The sequence below is a fragment of the Faecalicatena contorta genome, from assembly GCF_003149105.1.
Classification (GTDB): Bacteria; Bacillota; Clostridia; order Lachnospirales; family Lachnospiraceae; genus Muricomes; species Muricomes contortus_C.
The window spans coordinates 122,047-141,454 of record NZ_QGDS01000002.1; the positions used below are offsets into that span (position 1 = coordinate 122,047).

The following is a 19,408-nucleotide window of genomic DNA, read 5'->3' on the forward strand; positions in this document are numbered from 1 at the left end:
CAATCCTCCTAACAATTGTTTTTTAGTTTTTCTGAAATCCTCTGAAAGCGGGGCTCATCAGCTAATGCAGTAAACACGGGATTATTTACCACCCCGTCGGCCATGCTCTGGCGGACGATTTTCTCATCCCGGGGCAGGGCGGTTCCTAAATCAAACTCTTCAAACCACTCATCTATCAGATTGAAGTAATCATCTCCTTTTAATTGCAGCGGATAAATATCTCCTGTGACAAGCTCTACGTATTCTTCAAGGATTTCCAAGGCTCTGTCTGTATTTCCGAGCAGCATATATCCGTGCGCAGCCAAGATGTGGAACTTTATGAGTATCGACGGGTGAAGATTTTTTAAGTCAAAAGCCTCAGCGACGGCAAGCGCTCGCCTGTATGTTTCATCAAACTGTTCCTGCTCGTCTGTACAAAGCATAAGATAATCGGGAAAGGCACCAAAAAGAGAAGCCATATGCTGGTAGATGCCGATTTGCAGTGTAGATTTTGCTTCCCGGGGTTTGCCGATCATTTGGTAGGCTGGCGCAAGCAGTGTTTCTGCAGAAATTATCTTCCGGCTTGTTCCCTCAAGCAGCTCTATAACCTCATTTGGATTGCCCAGCGTCAAGGCGCAGAAGGCCTCCATATTTAATGCGAGCTGCTTAAGCTCCGCATCTTCACTTTCTTTTTTCACCCGGATAAACAGCTCTTTGGCTTCGGCAATTACAGAGAAGGCTTTATCCATGTCACCGGATTCCATGCTGTTGTTTACGAGCAGTGCACCAATTTGGAACAGCAATGGAAAGCAGGAGAAATACTTTTTAGCAATTTCACGGCAATGCTCCAATACTTCATCGAATGGTTTGGAAGCAAAATCGGCAGATAGTCTCAGATACAATTTACGGATATCCTCTTTGCTCATTTGCGGCTCATAGCCCATGAGCTCATCAATGCTAATATTGAAAAAGGCCGCAAGCTGAGGGAGAAAAGTAATGTCAGGATAGCTCTGACCTGTTTCCCATTTAGAAACTGAAGCCTTCGATACTCCAATGTAGCTTGCAAGGTCATCTTGGGTCAGTCCTTTTTCTCTGCGCTTGTTGATGATGGCTCTGGCAATATTGATTTCTTTCATGTTCATCACCTCCACTATTATTATACTGGCTAACAAAATCAACCTCAATGGATTTATAGTTGATTTCCGGTGATTAAATCAACCACAGGGAAACTTATGGTGTTCCATGAGATAACTCCTTCCTGTACGAAGATGGTTTTGGCGTGTCCTGCAAAGCCGCTTCCTTTCTAAGTTTAGGGCAAAAGAAAAGAGCAATCATGATGATCGCCCAATAAATGTTCATAACCATATTAAAAGGGCGAATCATTCTGATTGCCGCTTACAGACATTAAATATTTCTTGACTCCCAACCAAAGGAATCCCACCTTTAAATCTTTAACAGATATCTGAGGGGTCTGCGGAACCTGTTCTGCGATATTCTGTAAACAGTATCCCTCTTTTATAGCAACAAATTTACAGATTCCCGGCTGTAAGGCCTTGCGTGGGCATCCATAAATACATTTCATGCAAAGATGACATTGATTACCAAAGGCCGGTTTTTCATGCAGCATCGTGATATTACCGGCAGGGCAGTGCCTGGCACACCAACCACATTTGGTGCAGTGCCCCAGCACCTTTATCCGTTTACCCCAGTAGTGTCCCCCTGATGTTTCCAACTTTCCTATCCCAGAGAATATTCTATCAATCCATAAGGGTTTAGCTTTTTTGCATATGCCTGACAGAAGATCCTTTGTGATTTGACCAACTACTCTCGGTAATGCCTGTATCAGCAGATGGGGTAATGGACTTGGGGCAGGAGTGACCCAATTAGAAGGCATGACGACCATTTTGTCATATATTACACGATAGCCTTTTTTTGTTAGCCGCTTAATACTGCTGACCCGACAGGCTGTGTTGGGGCAAATATCACCGGCTCCGGAAACAGAGATTACGGCTCCGGAGACTTGATTTACAGTATCCAAGCCATCAATCCACTTGTAAACTGCCGCCGGTGCGTTAAAAGCGTGAACCGGGAACAGTAAAAGAAGAAGGTCATGGTCACAGTGGTCTATATTTATTTGATTGTTGATTTTTTCAATAGTGCAGACACAGTCGCTGGATTCAAAGCAGCTATGGAAGTTTTCGGCCGCCATCTCGGTGCCACCGGTGCCGGAATAATAGGCAATTTTTATATTGGAATATGTGTTCATTATACAGGTACCTTATCCTTTTGGGGTGACTGTTAGATTTCAATGTTAAATTGGTAGAAACTCTACAGGCCTAAATATTGAGCCGAGATCGATAAGCTTTTGATTCCATTGATTAGATTTTCCATCATTGATGGATGCCTTATAAATTTGCTGGTTTGTATGGGTATTCACAAAATAGTCCCCTTTTTCCTGGTTCATAAAAGCCGTGTACAATGTGAAATCTGATGTATCGCGCCCTGTCATTATAACACCCTTAGGTATACTTACGCTTTTAAGACACTGGAAACAAAGCCCTACGGCGGAATTATCATCTGGGGGTGTGTATGTGTGTTTTTTAATAAATGCTGTGCGCACAAATCTTTCAGGTGACGCAAACCCTCCGGGAAGTCCAAGGGTTCCTCCGGCTTGGCTGGGTGCAGAAAGCTTCACTTCTCCCCAGTGAGTGTTTTCACATTGGATAGAAGTGACATTTGTATAATTATTAAGATTTGTCATGTGCCAAGAAAAATCTGGTGCATTTGCAAGTACTCCAATTTGATTTTCAAAAACGTTAAATCCCTTTTCGGTTTTCTCAATAACCACGCATCTTCCACTTTTTTCCGCCGCAATCCAATGAAGCGGTGCGGAGGTTTTAGTTACGGGATCGGCTTTACCAATAAGGCTCACTTCCTTAACAGCTTGCTTTACATCAGACACTGTTGAACATCTTCCAAGTATATATTTCAGAAAATCAAAAGCGGCAAGCTGAATTTTTTGTGTGCCTTGGTAAAGTGAATCATATTTTGCACAACCGCTGAAATAAAGAGCGGCTGCAGCGAAACCTGTTTCATTTACACCGTCAAAGAATGATAAAAGCCCCTCAAGCTGCTGCCCAATGCCAATAAATTTATACCTTGTTGTTATTTTTCTCATATCTGCAGCGCTTTTCCATATATATTGCCGTGGTACTATAAAAAGATGAGGATCAATATCATGAGAGAAATCCATATTTCTTCCCAAAAAACTTTTATTTTGCAGTGTTTTCATTGTTATTGAGGTGCACATTATCTATTCTCCATTAAAAACTTTTATATAGAATATGTATATGAAGATTAAGAAGAAAAAGAATAATATGAATGTTTACACAGGAACATATGATTTAGGGAAATTAATACAAAATAGATGCAGGGAGATTAAGCTTATAAATATCCACAGTTTCTGTGTTCAGCAAATGTTTCTTCGCGGCTAAATTTTCCATATTTTCGGTATCAGTGTGAAATTACTGTATTGCATAAAGAATAGCATAAATTCTCGTTTATCAAACGTCCCGTTTTTTATAATTATCTCCTGTTTTTTACCTCCCAGTTTGATAAAATATCCTGTTTCTGCATATCCGTTGTCAGTATAGAATTTTTTGCGTCTTAATCTTTGTTCGATATCATCTGCATCTTTATCGCATGGTTCAATAGATATAACTATTTTATTATTGGCATGCATTGACTGAATTTTATTTAATATACAGCTGCCATATCCTTTTGAGCGAAGATTTTCAGCAATTGCAAGAAACATTATAAATGTTAGTTTTCTGATTTTTGCCATATAAACAAAGCCACATAATGTTTCTTCGTCATAAAAAGATAAAAATTCGGTATTCCATAAATAAGACATTATAAGCATCATACCAAAAGGCATTCTATCTTCCTTAGGAAAAGAAGCTGTATAAATATCCTTTATTTCTTTTCTATTGCTTTTTGCAATTTTTTCAACTCTTAAATCCATATTTTTATCATCCCCGCTCAGAAGTGTTCCACATCACAAGTAAAGATTTATACTCTCAATATTTATAATATAATAATATTATATGAATTATATCACGCTTTTAAATACAAAGAAAGACATAACATCACCTTAGCGGTTAAAGCGCTGTTATCTCTCCATATAATACGCCATACCCAACTGTGTACGGTTCGTTACGCACAACTTTTCCATGATAACGACAATATTATTGCGCACCGTCCCTTCGCTAAGAAATAGCTGTGCCGCGATTTCTTTATTGGTAAGCCCCTGCGCTACAAGGCGTGCGATATCCTTCTCTCTTTGAGTGAGCTGCCGGAGGGCAGGATTCTCCGTCAGCGTTAGTTTTTTCAATGCGCTGGCACTCAATACGCCCGCGCCGTCCATCATAGTCCGCAGTTTTCCCGCTATATCTGATATTCTATCAGTCTTGATTAAATAGCTGTCCGCACCGGCAGATAAGGCCTGTTGTATATTTGGCTTGTCGTCGAAAGTGGTCAGCATCATCACACGCGTATTTGGATACCGCTGCTTTATCAACCGCGTGGCGGCAATACCGTCAACGCCCGGCATACGAATATCCATAAGCACAATGTCGGGTGTCTGTTCTCCGCATACTTTTAAGGCTTCCGCACCGTCAGCAGCACAGCCGACTAGTTCAATGTCATTCTCGCGAGAAAGCGCAAGCGAAAGACTTTTCAATATTAAATTATCATCATCAACAATCAATAATTTCATTAAAGTTCTCCTCGATTATTGCGAACGGGTATCACACATATAACTTTGAAAATGTCACCCGCGTCGACAGATATATTTCCGCCTAATGCGGAGGCTCGGTGACGCAGGTTGCGCAGGCCGATTCCAACTCCTCTGATCTTGGATTTTGCTCCGTCGTTCTCGATATAAAGCCGGACAATATTCGGCGTAGCGTCTAAATCTACTTTTACCTTTTTTGCGTCCGCATGACGAACTATATTGGTAAGAGCTTCATTCAAGCAGGCTTCTAATAGGTTCCAGCAATATATAGGTATCGCAGACAAATCACCGTAGGTGGCAAACTGCACCTGACAGATCGGGAATTGGCTGCAAGTTTCCTGTAAGGATTCAACTCCTAATGTAGTTACAGGGGTCAAATTGTGAACGGCTTCCCGAATTTTGTTTACGCCGTTGTCCAATCGTTTCAATGCCGTATCATACAGTTCCAATGCGTTCGCGTTTACATCCCCTGAATTTTTTTCAGACAATAATTCTCTTACCGTTTGAAGCGAGATATAGGCTCCGATGATTTCATGTCCGGCATTGTCATGGATTTCAGCGGCGATTCGCGCCCGTTCGGATACCGCGGCCATTCGTTCCACCTGCGCCATTGCTGTAAGCAAGTCCCCTTGTAATTGCTCCAGTTCGTAGAATCTGTTGGCCTGTACATCCCGGAGTTTCAGACCCCGCGCCCGTTCATCTTCCCAGGCTCTATAAAATATTTCCGATGCCACAAAAATACTTAAAGCAAGGTATTGTCCTAATAATCCTAAGTAAACGCAGTCTATGACGATTATGTATCGCCATTTTGGAAACCGATATCTAAGTACAGTCATAATCGCCAGCACCATAATAGGGAAAAAGCCTGTTGCTTCGCCGGATTCTATCCAGCTTGCAAACAACAGGCCAAAAACAATAAATTTACAGATTACATTCAGAACTTTTGGTGTTTGCACTATATGATTCTCCTTTTGCTGCCAAATATCATATACAATACAGAAAACATCACTATAGCAGCGACGGAAATCCAGTAGGTTCCCATCGCGTTACCTTCCTGAAGGTAAAGTATGCCGTTTGACACCCAAAAAGCCGGGAACAACGCTCCAATAAAGCGCAGCGTATCAGGCAGGATTGCCAAAGGAATAAAGAAGCCGCCCAGCATTGCCACAATGGACATCAACACGGAAAACATGGCATAACTGATTTCCTTCTCCTTAAAAAGACAACTCCAGGCGTAGGAGAACGCCACAGAAGCTGCGGCAAAAAGAAAATAGATCAGCATCAGCGATAAAGCAAAGCCGATTTCCCATTCATATAACATGCCGCCGATAATCCCCACTGCCAAAATCTGCACCGTCAGGGGCGTCATGGCGGCCAGCAGGTTTTGTAAAAGATACCGAAGCGACGTAATTGGGGACGTTAATATGCGTGTTATTGTGCCGTCCAGTTTATCGTTCAGGATACCCCGCGCCGCCATAAACGAGCCATACATCAGAGCAACGCCGATAAAAGAAAAACCCATAGCCGCCTTACCCTGCCAAAGGCCGGGTATAAATATAAGCGCCAACGGCAGAGCGGCGTTTAGTATCAGTGATAATGGATTGCGTAAGGAGCGAAGCAGAGCGTATTTAAAAACTGTTAACTGTCCGCCGTGCTCTGAGGATGGGGCAGCCAGTATCAAATCCTTTTGCTTGGTGATATCAGCGGTGTCATGGATTTTGGGACTCGCTTTAGTCTTTGCCTCTTTCAGCCCTTTTACAGAAACGGAAACGGCTGAGACAGAGGCGGTATTTTCAGTGGGGGAAAAGCCTTTCTTTTTGCCTATTAAAGCCACTACTACAGCAAGTACACACAAGAGAGCATAAAGCAGTCCTAAACACAAAAGAGCGTTGTTCATATTATCCCCGATAAAGCCGGAATTTGTAATGGAGTTTCTGGCAAGGGAAATTGGTGTACCATATTGAGTAATAAAATTATTGAATGCCGCCCCCGTTCCGCTGCCGGGGTCATCAGCGTTGAAGCCAATCCAGCCACTGGCGAACATCATCACCCATACAAGCACCTGTGCGATGCCTTCCACTGTACTCTTTTTGGGGAACAGCAAAAACAACATCATATATAGAAGCTGCGAGATACCCGCGCAGGCGGCCAGCACGGCAACCAGCACCCAAGGGCTGCCCCAGTAAACATCCAGGAATATGGCGGTTATACCGATAACCAGCGCACCCTGCACAATACAATAGATGAAGCAGGCGGACAATATTCCAAACACATAGTCATTGGTTTTGACAGGCATGGAGAACATGCGCCAGCGCATGTCTCTCCTAAAATCCGCATGAATATAGTCAAGTAACGCATTGCCGCCAAAGAACTGGAAAGAGACCATAAACATAATCGCAATGTGAGTGGATACCATATTGTAACCCTGCCACATATAGGGTACATCATCCGGAATTTGCCCCGTCATTACCATACTTAGTATGATAATCAGCAATGTAGGCAGCCCGGTTAAAATCCCTATGCCTACCGGCTCTGTTAAAGACCGTATTAAATAGTGCCTGAATATAAGACCTTTCATTTACAACACCCCGCTTTCGCCGCCATCACGCAAGCTTTTGCCCGTCAACGTTAAAAACACGTCTTCCAAAGTTGGTTTTACTACGGAAACATCCGTTACACCGCCGTGGCGCTGGGCGATTTCAATGATGCGATTCAGACTGCCGCTGCCCGCCGATGAAATAATTTCATAGGCATTACCCCTTACCGTTACGCTCTTAATACCGGCGATTGCCTGTAAATCTTCCGTCAAGGTCTCGGTCGACCTTACGGCGGTGAAAAGGGTTTTATCCTCGTGCTGGATGCGGCTGACAAGCTCATCCAAAGTGCCTTCGGCTATTACCCGCCCCGCATCCATAATGGATATACGGCTGCAAATGGCTTGGACTTCTTCCATATAGTGCGAAGTGTAAAGCACTGTTGTACCTTGCCGTGCTATTTTCTTTACGGATTCTAATATATGATTGCGGGATTGAGGGTCAATGCCAACGGTAGGTTCATCCATAATAAGGAATTTAGGTTTGTGCACCAAAGCGCAGGCTATATTCAGCCGCCGCTGCATTCCGCCGGAAAATTTGCCGGGATACTTTTTGCCATATTCGGTAAGTCCCACAAAATCCAAAACGGCTTCTACGTTAGCGGAAAGCTCCGCCCCCTTAAGCCCGTGCAGCCCGCCAAAATAGCGCAGGTTTTCGATGGCGGTTAAATCTGTAAACACCGTAATTTCTTGAGTGACAAGCCCCATTTGCCGCTTGGTGCTCAAATTGGTGACAGTTTGGGTTTCGCCAAACATAGTCACCCCGCCACTGTCCGCTGGAATCAGACCGCACAGTATTCGGATCGCTGATGTTTTCCCAGCCCCGTTCGGACCGAGCAGACCGAGAATCTCGCCTTCGGATATGTCTAAATTAAAGTGGTCAAGGGCAGTCGTGTTGCCGTAGCGTTTGACTACATTTTCCATAGTGGCTATCATATAATCTACCTCCTGATATGTTATAGTATAACATTATTTTAAAAGGATTATAAAAAAATAGGTAGTTACATTTGTCACGGTTTGCAGGAGCAGTCAAATTCACTCGGCGCAGTCTTCTTTTATGAGGCCGTGCCGGAAGAATATGAGTTTATTGAACAATACAGAACAAATAACTTAGCATTTTCAAGGACGCTGTTTTAAAATTAAAAATCAAAACCGACGTTTTCTCTGTCGAAAAAGAAGAGTTCAGGGGGTATTGGCTTTATATACTTGTTAGCCCAACTGATTCCAGCTAAAATAAAAAACACCCCGCTTTCTCATTAAAAAGCGAGGTGCCTCTATTTTGACCTAAACTTCTGTGGACACCGTGGAAAAAAGATTTCTTATCTTTCTCCAAAGAGAGCGCCAAATTCTCAAAATAAATCAGATTCTCCGCAGGCAATGACCAATTTTATGATGCCATAAATCCTCAGACTCTTCACGGCCGTGTTCAAATAATTATGCGGCTGTTTTCGGTCGATGTACTTGCCATTGATAATTCCTGCCCTGTTTTCTGATGAAAGGCGGCGGGAGCTTCTTCGGTTGAACCATATCTGGCGGCGGCTTTAAATGGATGATTTGTTTCTGCGCCAATGGTTTTGGCGAAGCGGAGCGCTCCAGAAACGGGTAAGCCTGCCAGCATGAAATGGACTGTTTTCGCATATTTTTCATTCTTTTGCCGGTTGGAATTATTGTGAGAATTTCACTGTAGCCACTGCCAGTGCCTCGGAGCAGAGTATCCCCTTGGTGGGGAGGCTCACACGCTGTCACAAACGGCTCACACGCCGTTTCAACTGATGTGGTGGTGTCTACTGCTTCATCGATGCGGCTATCGCTTACAGGGGCGCAGCTGGGTTCCACGTTTTCGGAGCAAATTTCTGCATGGAGGGTCTCGGCAAAGGCATCCTCCTGAATGGCATTCATGAGCGACAGCTTGGAAAGGTTCCGTTCCACCGCAAGGTCAATATAAAACGAACGCTGCGCATCGGTTTCACAGCACTCCAGTATCACGGCATTTTGTGTCCAGCCAAGGGACTGTGCCCTGCTCATAAGAGCCGGGCTGTTTTCATAAGTGCGGTAAAAGTCACGCATCCTGCGGAGATTGCGAAGAGAGAAGCCTTTCAGCGATGGAAACCGGTCGGCGAGCATCTCAGACAAATGCGTAATAAACGCTTTTTCTCCCTGACGGCAGATACATTGACCGATCCTCGTATAAAGCTCCAGCAGTGCCCGATTGCAGGGCTTTTCATCTTTTTCATAGCATTCAGCTACCGCAGAGGCAATCTGTTCCAGATACAGGGCACTGTTTTTTTTCAATGCTTTCATAGGTTTCTCCTTTCCGGCTCCGTGGGAGCCTGTTTTTTTATGTACCCAGCAGAGCAAGCTCCGCCGGTGAAATGCTTGGAATTGTTAGTAGCTTTGTTTCATTTCAAGGCCGCCGTCCTGTTGTGCAGTTGCTTCATCCATATGAACGCCCAGCCGGTTGGGAAGATAATCACTCAGCCAAGTGCCGCCGAAAGCACTGTGTGACTGCAAACGCCATATGGCGAGCTTTCCCATATGCAAATCCACATTTTCCATAGAAAACAGCAGATTGGTGCAGCCGTCATGCTCAAAAGCGAAAACATCCTTGAAGGTATCGCCGTTTTGCAGAATTCTTTCCTGTGTCAGCAGCTCGTTGATGCCGTTTACCCATTCTGAAAGCTCCCCGCCAAAGCCTTGAAGAATCAGTCCCTCATGGTCTGTCATGGTGCGAAGCTCATCTGTCGTAATCCGTTTCACGGTGCATCCTCCTTTCATTCCATCCTCATGCCGAACTGCGGAGTGGGACTTTCCTCCGGCTCAGACGGTGCTGGACGCGAGAGCACCGAGAAGCTGTCCTCTCCGGGAACGACACCGAGGGTGCGTCCATTGTCAAAGGTGCAGTGAAGCGTGCCGATGTCATCTACAAAATTTACAGTTCCTTCCGTTCCCGGCGCAATGGGCGCATAGGGGTCATCCATACTATTGAGTCGGATGCGGGTTCCGCTGGGATACCGCTCCTTCATCCGCTGTGCTTTTTGGTAATCGAAAAACATTTTCATTCCTCCTGATATGCTTTGAATTTATGTTCAGCTACTTATGGGATATAGAAAATCAGGTGCAGGATATTTCACCGCACCTGATTGCTGTTGCCCTTATATGATCTGCTCAATCTCCGTTCCGTCCTTGAAACGGATGAGCAGTTTTTCTTCGCTGAGTACCGTAATGGCGCTGATCAGCTGCCGCACCGTGACCTCGTCAAAGGCAGTGATGCCGGTGTCCGCCGATTCCAGCTCGGCGGCAAGCTGCTCTGCACGCTCGTCCGCCTGTTCGGTATCCTGCTTATTTTTCTCCAGCTCGCTCCGTTTTGCCACCAGTGCGGAGAATTCCATACTGACCTTCTTCAGGTCCTCATCGTATTGGGTGGAATCCGCTCCCACGGCGGCGGCAAGCTGAAGGAGCCGGTACTGCTGTTCCCGCAGTTGAGAAAGCCTGCTGTCGATGGCTGCAAGGCTGGTTTCGCCATTTCCCGGCAAAAGGGCTGTTCGGATGCTGTCCTGCAGAATTGCTTTCAAGCTCTTTTGGCTGAACATTTCGTTCATGGCACTGACCACCGCAGTGTGAATCCTGTTTTCCTCCAGCGTGGGGGCGTCCTTGCAGAACTTCTTACCATTCTCCAGACGGTTGATGCACCGCCAGACAATTTTTTTACCCTCCGGTCTGGTCCATGTCACTCTGCGGTAGGGACTGCCGCAATTTCCGCAGGATAACAGCTCGGTCAGCACATATTTGCCGCTGTATTTGGCAAGCTCGGTTTTGGCGGCGGTACTGACTTTTTTCAGGCTGGATCGCCGTGCCATTTCCTCCTGCACCCGCTGAAAGGTCAGCCGGTCGATGATGGCGGGATGGCTGTTCTCCACGTAGTATTGGGGAAGCTCACCGGTGTTCTTCTTAGTCTGGCGAGTAAAAAGGTCTGCGATGTAGGTTTTCTGGAGCAGAGCGTCCCCCATGTATTTTTCGTTTTGAAGCATCCCCCGTATCACGCCGTCATTCCACTTTTTATGCCCCCGCGCCGTTTTGATGCCGTCCGCCTCAAGGTCTGCGATGATTTTGGCTACGCTGTGCCCAATCAGATACCGTGAAAAAATCCTGCGGACGATTTCCGCTTCCTCCGGGTCGATTTCAGGCAGATCGTTCTCGCCCCGGCGATAGCCTAAAAATCCGGCATAGTGAAAGTAAACCTTGCCGTCCTTGAAATTTTTGCGGTGTCCCCAGCGGATGTTGCCGCTCATGGACTCGCTCTCGGCCTGTGCCTGGCTCATCATAAAGGTGAGAATCATTTCATTGTCCATGTAGAGGGTGTTGACATTTTCCTTTTCAAAGAAGACGCCCACGCCCATCCGCTTGAGCCTGCGGACATAATCCAGACCGTCCAGCGTATTCCGGCAGAACCGGGATACCGATTTGGTGATAATCAAATCCACCTTGCCCTTTTCACAGGCCTTGATCATCCGCAGGAAATCCTTGCGCTTTTTGGTGGAGGTTGCGGTTTTGCCCTCGTCCGCAAACATATCCACCATGGTCCACTCCTGCTGGGCGGCGATTTTTTCGGTGTAATATTCAATCTGCGCCTGATAGCTGTCGAGCTGTTCCTCGGAGCTGGTGGAAACGCGGCAGTAAGGCGCTACCCGCAGGCGCTGCTTGCGGATATCCTTTTGGTTGTGCTTGGGATCAGCGGGAATCACCGTGACTTTTCTCACTGCGCTTTCGGGCACTTTGCATCCTCCTTTCCATCTGCTTCAAGGGTTTTTCCGTTGATGAGTCGCAAGCGGAGACTGCCGTGGGCGGTAAATTGGATTTCCTGCACTGCGATTGTGAAAAGCTCTCTGAGAAGTTCCGCATTGATGGATTGTGTAAGGATTTTCTCCTTCAGTCTCTGCATCTGATAGTAAGGCATATAATCAGGCAGTCCGCTGTATTGCTCGGCGGCACAGGCCAGTATCAACATTTTGGTGTACTCCTGTCCCGGCTCCGCTTTGTTCAGCTCCCGGATGACCTCGTTCTGGATGCGTACCGCCTCCAGCGTCGGCTCCTCTGTATTTTGCGGCAGAAACCATTCTAAGAGGTTGGGGGTCTGCGCCAGCACATTCAGCCTATCGGATAGGGCTGTGCGGATGTCCTCGTCCTCTATGTAACGGCGGTTGGTACAGCCCTCCTTTTCGCAGTACCAGCGGGGCTTTCCCCCAGCTCTGGTATCGCGGAGCATCCTGCCGCCGCACACGCCGCAGACCGCTTTTTCACGGATGGGTCCGATATAGTCCGGGCAGGGTGTATAGGCATTCTTTTCTCTCCTGATAAGCTGGGCACGCAGAAAGGCTTCCGGCTCAAGGATGGGGGGATATTCCTTTTCCCCAAGATAGCGTTCGTTTTCGAGGATGCGCTTGACCATGTGCTTGTTCCATTCGGCCGTGTGGCTGTGGTAGCGAAGCCCCCGGCGCATCATTTCGGCGGCAATTTTGCTGTAGGCCATGCCGTCAGTATAAAGCCTGAAAATCTCTTTGACCGCCGCTGATTCTGTGGGACAACACTGCAGCTCACCCCTTTTCATGGTGTACCCGAAGGGGATTTTTCTCTGCCATGCCATATTACCGCACCGTCCTTTCCATGGTTTCTTTCAGCATCAGACCGTTGTGAAGGCTGATATTCATTGCTGTTTCCGATGAGATGAAGATGCTCTCCACCAGCGTTTCAAACACTTCCTCCGTGAGCGCCTCCAAATATTCGGGGCTGTCCTCCAGATAATCCAGCATGGCTTGGGTCGCTTTAATCTGACTGTCCTCGCCGTTGGCCTCCATGATGCGGCGGCGTTGACGGCGCAGCTCCCGGAGCTTAAAGTCAATTTCGCCGGTTTGGGATAAATAAAGAGCAGAATCTACGTATCCCTTCGACTTGAGTCGAACAAGAACGAGATTCTGCTCGGTGAGCTGGGCGATTTCCTTGTCGATATCATTGATTCTGCGGTTGGAGCGAAGCTCCTTTTCCCGAAGCTCGGTCAGCTGAGATAAGACTGGGGACAGGATTTGCGCGCGATGCCGTTTCAGCTTGTGGTACATGCGGAGGATTGCCGTGACAATCTGTTCCTCCGGTATCTGTGAGGTGGGGCAAAGGTCTTTGTCACGGTCATGCCTCCGACAAGTCCAGTAGACCTTGTTATTGACGATTTTTCTGCGGAACAGGGTTCCACAGCCTTCACAGCGGATTTTCTTTGCCAGCAGTGCGGAGGAAACCGTTCCGTTTGTCTGCCTCCGTCGGCTTTCCATCAGTGCCTGTACCCGCTGAAAGTCCTCCTTGGAAATAATCGCCTCATGGCAGTTCTCTACAAAATATTTCGGCTTTTCGCCCTTGTTGCGCACTTGCCGGAAGGGGATTTCGTTGGTGGCGAAGCTCTTTTGCCAGAGCATATCTCCGGTGTAGGCGATGTTGGTGAGGATATATGCCACTGTGCTTGGGTGCCAGACGGTTCGCCCTTTCGTGCGGGGGATGCCTGCTTTGTTCAGCTTGTCTGCGATGTCATCCTTTCCCTGACCGCTGAGATAAGCGGCATAAATGCGGCGCACCACCTCGGCCTGTTCGGGAATAATCATCAGGGTGCGCCCCTCCAGCCTGTAGCCGTAAGGCTCGGACGGCGAGAGGTAGTCGCCTTTTTCCATACGGATGCGGACGCTGATCCGCATATTGTTTGAGTGGTTCTGTGACTCCATCTGTGAAAAAGCGCCGTAAATGGTGGCGATCTGCTCCGACGTCATTTTGCCGGTGTCGATGTTCTCCTTTTCAAAGTGGATAGAGATGCCCAGCCGAAGAAGCTCCCGCACATACTGGATATATTCTTTGGTGTTTCTTGCGAAGCGGGAGATGGATTTGACGAGGACGCGGTCGATCTTTCCGTCCCGGCAATCCTGAATCATGCGGTTGAATTCATCCCGCTTGCTTGCCACAAGGCCGGAAATTCCCTCGTCGGCATAAATGTCCGCCAACTCCCAGCTGTCCTGTGCGGCGATGTGCCGGGTGTAATAATCCACCTGTGCGATGTAGGAGTTCTGCTGATCCTCTGAATCGCTGCTCACACGGGCGTATGCCGCCACACGGAGCTTTGCAATTTCCGGCTTTCTCGCCTGTATCAATGTGATTTTCGGCGCTACCGCCGATGTTGAATTGGATTGATACATCTTTTTTCCCTCCTTTCAACGACATACACTACCACACCTCCGGGCATATAGCTACTGAATAGTTGATAATATTCAGAAAACAATTCCGGGACTCAGCAGAGCGCGATGATGGTGGGGCGCAGCCTGCGTTCCAAGTCTTTTTTAACCTGTTCAAGTTCCTTGTCCGTCATGCCCTTGACGGCTGCAAGCCGTGCGAGCTGCTGCAGGGCGGCAGCGTACATCAGATTATCGGATACCTGTGAATGTGTCATGGTGTATTCCTCCCTCATAAAAAAACGCCGGTTTAAGTCCGACGCTGATTGCCAGTGCTTCGTCAATTTTTTTCATTTCCCGCATATCCAGCCTGCCAATCCGTTCCTTGAGCCTTACCCGGTCGATGGTGCGTATCTGCTCCAGAAGTGCAAATGACTCTCTGGATAATCCGCCTGTTCCTGCGATGGCCGTGTGGGTGGGCAGAGGCTTTTTGGGCTTGCCAGTGATGGCGCAGACGATGGTGGTGGGGCTATGGCGGTTGCCTACATCGTTTTGCAGGATAAGTACGGGACGGATGCCCCCTTGTTCCGAGCCGATAACGGGGCTTAAATCGGCATAAAAAATATCGCCTCGGCTGATGGTTTGCATGTTAGCGTTCAAATTTGCACCTCCCTTGTTTGACATTATTTGGTTTCTTAATGGCACAAAAATAGGGACCGCCCTGTATGATCTGCTTCGCTGTGAGAGCCTCCGCAGGCAGGGCGATCCCCATTGCTTCTGACATTAAGATTTCTTGCTGTGCTTAATTTGACACTACTCCCCAAGCACCAGAATCCTGCTGCGCAGGACTCAAAAGGCGACGGCCTGAACTGCGGCTGGCTTCACCGCATCATAGGAATCTCACCTCCACCGGGATCTCCGCTGGCTGCCCTCATTGCGTGGTCCCCCGGTCAAGGGGGGGCTGTGACTGGACAGAAGTATCAATATAGGCTGACGGGATCATTGCGAGACAGGCTGCCACAGCCCGCTTTTCGGTCGGATGGGTACCGCTCTGCACCTTATTTGGCCGTCTTTGATAGGTTGGAAAATGAGAAACCATGAACAGAATAAAAGGAATATGGTCGCTTTCATGTTCTCATCGCCGTCCTACAGGTGGTCTTGGCGCATCCTCCGAAGTCGCTTTCCCTTTTGGGGTCCGTCAGCTAACGTATTCAGGTCGTCGGATATGAAATTTTCAAAGAGCAATGAGGGTGAATAGAAAAACCCCCTCACTACTAAGCCGATTTCGTGAGGGGGTCTACAAAAAATATTTTTACTTTTCTATCATTTTTTTGAGCTTCAGCCGAATCTGTCGTTCACGGTAGCTGATAGTTTGTTGCTTGATACCGGTTTCCCGCTCCAATTCCGACTGAGATTTTCCTTGAAAGTACAGGGCAAAGATTAAAGCCTGTTCCTCCTTAGAAAGCTGTGCGAGGCACCTGTGGAGCTCTTCCGTTATGAGCTTGTCCATGACCACATCCTCCACACGGGGAGAGACAAGGTCCGGAATCCCATCCTCACCTGTAGTTTCCGCCGTATCCATGGCACTGTAATAAAAGACGCCGTTTGCCGTATCCCTTTCCTCCAGATAGGTTTCACGACGCTTCATGCGGTGATAGGTAAAATAGACTTCTTCACTAACCGGTACAAGCTGACCCTGCACCTTGATTCGATACTCTTTTTTCTCTGCCATATGGCTTGTCCTCCGTTTTCTGAAATTTTGATGGTGAGTCAAAATGTCAGAAGCGGAGGGGAACGGCAGCGTGGAACGATAGCTGTTATATATAAAAACAGATTGTTAAATTCTGTAAATTCACGTCGCTGTAGCGGTTTTCTTGTCGAATAAAAAAAGTCAGTAGATTGCCCTTGGCAAAATACTGACTTTTTTAAAGTAGACTTATGAAATTGTGTATGTAGAGTAAGGAATAGATAGATTGCGCCGTCTTTATCTACACCTCCGTGCGGGAGGGTAGCTGTTATTACTCATAGAGATACCTCTTTCTTCCGTGGCAGGCGAAAGCCGGTATCCCGATATCCAAATAATCCGTCAAAAGCCGTAAAAGGGAGCAAGGGCGTGCCCTCTGTTGGAGAGGGCACGCCCTGCGCGGTTTTTGGCAGCCAGGCTATCATAACGTTCCAAAACGTCTTAGACCCTCGGCTTTGCGCCCCCGGTTTTCAGCGGGTTTGCCCTTGGCTTTATTTATTTGTTGTTCTTACTTTGTTGTTCTTACGCCTTTTTCATCCACCTCATAACTATCGATTTAATACCACTTACCTTCGCTCAGAAGCCACTTGCCGGATATCATCACGGCGTTTGCGTCAAAGTAATACCGTTTTTTGCTGGTTTCACTGCCGATGTCCTGCTAGCCCGTCAGTGCTTTGTTGCCGGAGTAATATCGCCAGGTACTGATGTTCGGCGATCAGCGTCTGAAACACCTACAAGCGCACTACCATCTGCACGAATACCCGCCGGATGCTGCGAAAGTATGTTGTTGTCTGCTGTCCAGCGTGACAGCGAACCGTTTTGTTTTGTCCTCGCCCTCCATTTAACAGGCTTTCGTCCTGATTATAAATTCTTTGTATTCAACGCGCGGAAGGAGTTCAGCACTGCAATGATCGTCACGCCAACATCCGCAAACACGGCTTCCCACATAGTAGCGATCCCAACCGCGCTGAGTACAAGCACAATGGATTTTATCGACAAAGCAAGCCATATGTTTTGCTTTGCGATTCGGAGCGTCTTCTGAGATATCTTCATTGCTGTTGCCAGCTTGGACGGCTCGTCGGTCATAATTACGACGTCGGCGGCTTCGATGGCCGCGTCGGAACCCAATCCGCCCATCGCAATGCCTATGTCGGCACGGGCTAAAACAGGCGCGTCGTTAATGCCGTCGCCTACAAAAGCCAGCTTTCCATTTGCCGATTTTTTCGCCTGCGCCAGCAGTTCCTCCACCTTTTCCACTTTATCTCCGGGAAGCAGTTCTGTGTAGACCTTATCCAGCCCTAATTCTTTGCCGACCTTCTCACCCACGCTTTTCGCATCGCCCGTCAGCATCACAGTCTGATGGATGTTTGCTTTTTTGAGCAGCCTTATCGCTTCTGCCGCATCTTCCTTAACCTCATCGGCAATTACGATATATCCGGCATATTGACCGTCAATGGCAACGTGTACGGTTGTTCCTATAATCTCATCCCGCGAATATTCAACACCGATTTTTTGCATTAACTTGACGTTACCGGCAAAAACTTTACGGCCATGAACCGTTGCGCTGACGCCGTGGCCCGCGATTTCCTCAACATCAATAATTTTTTCATTGTCGATATCTTTCCCGTAGGCCGCTTTCAACGAGAGCGAAATGGGATGATTGGAATAACTCTCAACATAAGCGGTAAGCTCCAGCAATTCTTCTTCGGAAATGCCGACAGCGTTTATCTTTTGAACCTTGAACACACCTTTTGTAAGGGTTCCTGTTTTGTCAAACACAACGATTTCAGTCTGCGCCAATGCTTCCAAATAGTTACTGCCTTTGACAAGAACACCGCGCCTTGACGCACCGCCAATGCCGCCAAAGAAGGAGAGCGGTATGGAAACAACCAACGCGCATGGGCAGGAAACAACCAAGAATGTCAATGCCCTGTATATCCAGTCGCCAAAGGTAGCGTCGGATATTACCAGCGGCGGGATGATCGCAATTAGAAGCGCGGCAGCCATAACGATTGGGGTATAAACCCGCGCAAATTTTGTAATGAAGTTTTCGGTGTTTGCCTTTTTGCTGCTGGCGTTTTCAACGAGGTCAAGTATTTTACTGACAGTCGATTCGCCAAATTCTTTTGTGACCTCAATCGTCAGAACACCGTTCACATTGATACAGCCGCTTAAAACATCCGAGCCGACGCCGGCTTCGCGCGGAACGGATTCTCCGGTCAGCGCAGAGGTGTCGATCATTGAATTGCCGTCCAGCACTTTGCCATCCAACGGGATTCTTTCACCTGCGCGGACAACGATAGTATCGCCAATCGCCACCTCGTCCGGGTCGGTCTTGATCAATTCGTCGCCCTTTTTCACATTTGCGTAATCGGGGCGTATATCCATCAGGCTTGCGATAGACTTCCGGGACTTAGCAACGGCATAGCTTTGAAAATACTCGCCAACCTGATAAAACAGCATAACGGCAACAGCTTCGGGATATTCCCCAATAATAAGCGCGCCAACGGTCGCTACAGTCATTAAAAAGCTTTCCTGAAAAACCTGGCCTTGAAAGATATTCTTGATAGCCTTTACCACTACATCGGTTCCGACTACGATATAGCTGGCAATAAAGATAGCGGATTTAAGCCAAAGGATGTCTGTTTTAACCAGCAGCCCGATTGCAAAAATGACTGCGGCTATGATAATTTTTACAAGTTTCTTGTTCATGTTGAACTCCTTTCTCCTCCTTAGATAAGGGGACGAGCATGATTTGAGCATGCACTCAACTGTTAATGCAAAAAAATTTAGTTCTCTGAAATACCTTTGCTTTTGGCATAACGACTCGTTGCGTTATGCCAAAAGCCGGAAATGCTTGGTCGTGAGTGTTACGCCTTTTTCATGACAACATGAGGTTCATGCTTCTTGACGATTTTTTCGGCGGTCTTAATAATTTCGTCCATTTTCCCGTCGTCAGCCTCAAGAACCATCTTAGCCGTCATAGCGTTTACTGTTACGTCCGTTACACCGTCCAACGCCTTGACTTCCTTTTCGATTTTCGCCGCGCAGTTCGCGCAGTCCAACCCTTCCAATCTGAATGACTTTTTCATCGTAGTTTT

General features: G+C 47.3%; 19 protein-coding genes and 1 riboswitch. All 19 genes read right to left on the reverse strand.

Annotated features, from left to right (window positions below; all coding sequences use genetic code 11):
* Positions 1-8: 8 nt before the first annotated feature.
* The 19 genes from A8805_RS03925 to A8805_RS04010 all read right to left on the reverse strand — a co-directional run bounded on the left by A8805_RS03925 (position 9) and on the right by A8805_RS04010 (position 19,399).
* Positions 9-1,115: a helix-turn-helix domain-containing protein gene (locus A8805_RS03925; RefSeq protein WP_181392731.1), complete on the reverse strand. Its 1,107-nt coding sequence runs from the start codon at positions 1,113-1,115 to the stop codon at positions 9-11.
* Between the two features lie 230 nt (positions 1,116-1,345).
* The gene (locus A8805_RS03930) at positions 1,346-2,245 is read right to left on the reverse strand and encodes an EFR1 family ferrodoxin (RefSeq protein ID WP_109708920.1); all 900 of its coding nucleotides are present in this window, start codon (positions 2,243-2,245) and stop codon (positions 1,346-1,348) included.
* 45 nt (positions 2,246-2,290) lie between these two features.
* Positions 2,291-3,289 carry a linear amide C-N hydrolase gene (locus tag A8805_RS03935; RefSeq protein ID WP_109708921.1) on the reverse strand — a complete coding sequence of 333 codons (999 nt, stop codon included), beginning with the start codon at positions 3,287-3,289 and terminating at the stop codon, positions 2,291-2,293.
* Between the two features lie 180 nt (positions 3,290-3,469).
* Positions 3,470-4,003: a GNAT family N-acetyltransferase gene (locus A8805_RS03940; RefSeq protein ID WP_109708922.1), complete on the reverse strand. Its 534-nt coding sequence runs from the start codon at positions 4,001-4,003 to the stop codon at positions 3,470-3,472.
* Between the two features lie 147 nt (positions 4,004-4,150).
* Complete coding sequence (locus A8805_RS03945; RefSeq protein WP_109708923.1) at positions 4,151-4,756, reverse strand: response regulator transcription factor; 606 nt, start codon at positions 4,754-4,756, stop codon at positions 4,151-4,153.
* Positions 4,756-5,730 (reverse strand): sensor histidine kinase, encoded by a 975-nt coding sequence (locus tag A8805_RS03950; protein WP_109708924.1) that lies wholly within the window; start codon positions 5,728-5,730, stop codon positions 4,756-4,758. Before A8805_RS03950 ends, A8805_RS03945 begins: the two co-directional genes overlap by 1 nt.
* Complete coding sequence (locus tag A8805_RS03955; RefSeq protein ID WP_109708925.1) at positions 5,730-7,352, reverse strand: ABC transporter permease; 1,623 nt, start codon at positions 7,350-7,352, stop codon at positions 5,730-5,732. Before A8805_RS03955 ends, A8805_RS03950 begins: the two co-directional genes overlap by 1 nt.
* A complete protein-coding gene (locus A8805_RS03960; RefSeq protein WP_109708926.1) occupies positions 7,353-8,303 on the reverse strand; it encodes an ABC transporter ATP-binding protein in 951 nt (316 codons plus the stop codon). It abuts the gene before it with no gap.
* A 498-nt stretch (positions 8,304-8,801) separates the two neighbouring features.
* The gene (locus A8805_RS03965) at positions 8,802-9,668 is read right to left on the reverse strand and encodes a DUF1016 N-terminal domain-containing protein (protein ID WP_051085487.1); all 867 of its coding nucleotides are present in this window, start codon (positions 9,666-9,668) and stop codon (positions 8,802-8,804) included.
* Positions 9,669-9,752: 84 nt separating this feature from the next.
* Positions 9,753-10,124: a hypothetical protein gene (locus A8805_RS03970; RefSeq protein ID WP_242992264.1), complete on the reverse strand. Its 372-nt coding sequence runs from the start codon at positions 10,122-10,124 to the stop codon at positions 9,753-9,755.
* 14 nt (positions 10,125-10,138) lie between these two features.
* The gene (locus A8805_RS03975; RefSeq protein ID WP_018213952.1) at positions 10,139-10,420 is read right to left on the reverse strand and encodes a DUF4314 domain-containing protein; all 282 of its coding nucleotides are present in this window, start codon (positions 10,418-10,420) and stop codon (positions 10,139-10,141) included.
* A gap of 99 nt (positions 10,421-10,519) precedes the next feature.
* Complete coding sequence (locus A8805_RS03980; RefSeq protein WP_109708928.1) at positions 10,520-12,139, reverse strand: recombinase family protein; 1,620 nt, start codon at positions 12,137-12,139, stop codon at positions 10,520-10,522.
* Positions 12,121-13,008: a recombinase family protein gene (locus tag A8805_RS03985; protein ID WP_109708929.1), complete on the reverse strand. Its 888-nt coding sequence runs from the start codon at positions 13,006-13,008 to the stop codon at positions 12,121-12,123. Before A8805_RS03985 ends, A8805_RS03980 begins: the two co-directional genes overlap by 19 nt.
* 1 nt (position 13,009) lies before the next feature.
* On the reverse strand, positions 13,010-14,590 hold the full coding sequence (locus A8805_RS03990) for a recombinase family protein (RefSeq protein ID WP_018213955.1): 1,581 nt from the start codon (positions 14,588-14,590) through the stop codon (positions 13,010-13,012).
* Positions 14,591-14,682: 92 nt separating this feature from the next.
* On the reverse strand, positions 14,683-14,841 hold the full coding sequence (locus tag A8805_RS22005) for a hypothetical protein (protein ID WP_181392732.1): 159 nt from the start codon (positions 14,839-14,841) through the stop codon (positions 14,683-14,685).
* Complete coding sequence (locus A8805_RS03995; protein ID WP_334294039.1) at positions 14,816-15,247, reverse strand: type II toxin-antitoxin system PemK/MazF family toxin; 432 nt, start codon at positions 15,245-15,247, stop codon at positions 14,816-14,818. Before A8805_RS03995 ends, A8805_RS22005 begins: the two co-directional genes overlap by 26 nt.
* 628 nt (positions 15,248-15,875) lie before the next feature.
* Complete coding sequence (locus A8805_RS04000) at positions 15,876-16,295, reverse strand: sigma-70 family RNA polymerase sigma factor (RefSeq protein WP_018213959.1); 420 nt, start codon at positions 16,293-16,295, stop codon at positions 15,876-15,878.
* 417 nt (positions 16,296-16,712) lie between these two features.
* Positions 16,713-16,801: riboswitch (cyclic di-GMP riboswitch) on the reverse strand.
* Between the two features lie 367 nt (positions 16,802-17,168).
* Entirely contained in the window at positions 17,169-19,019 is a 1,851-nt protein-coding gene (locus A8805_RS04005) for a heavy metal translocating P-type ATPase (RefSeq protein ID WP_109708931.1), read from the reverse strand.
* A gap of 158 nt (positions 19,020-19,177) precedes the next feature.
* Positions 19,178-19,399, reverse strand: a complete 222-nt coding sequence (locus A8805_RS04010) for a cation transporter (protein ID WP_026184153.1) — start codon at positions 19,397-19,399, stop codon at positions 19,178-19,180.
* Positions 19,400-19,408 lie beyond the last annotated feature (9 nt).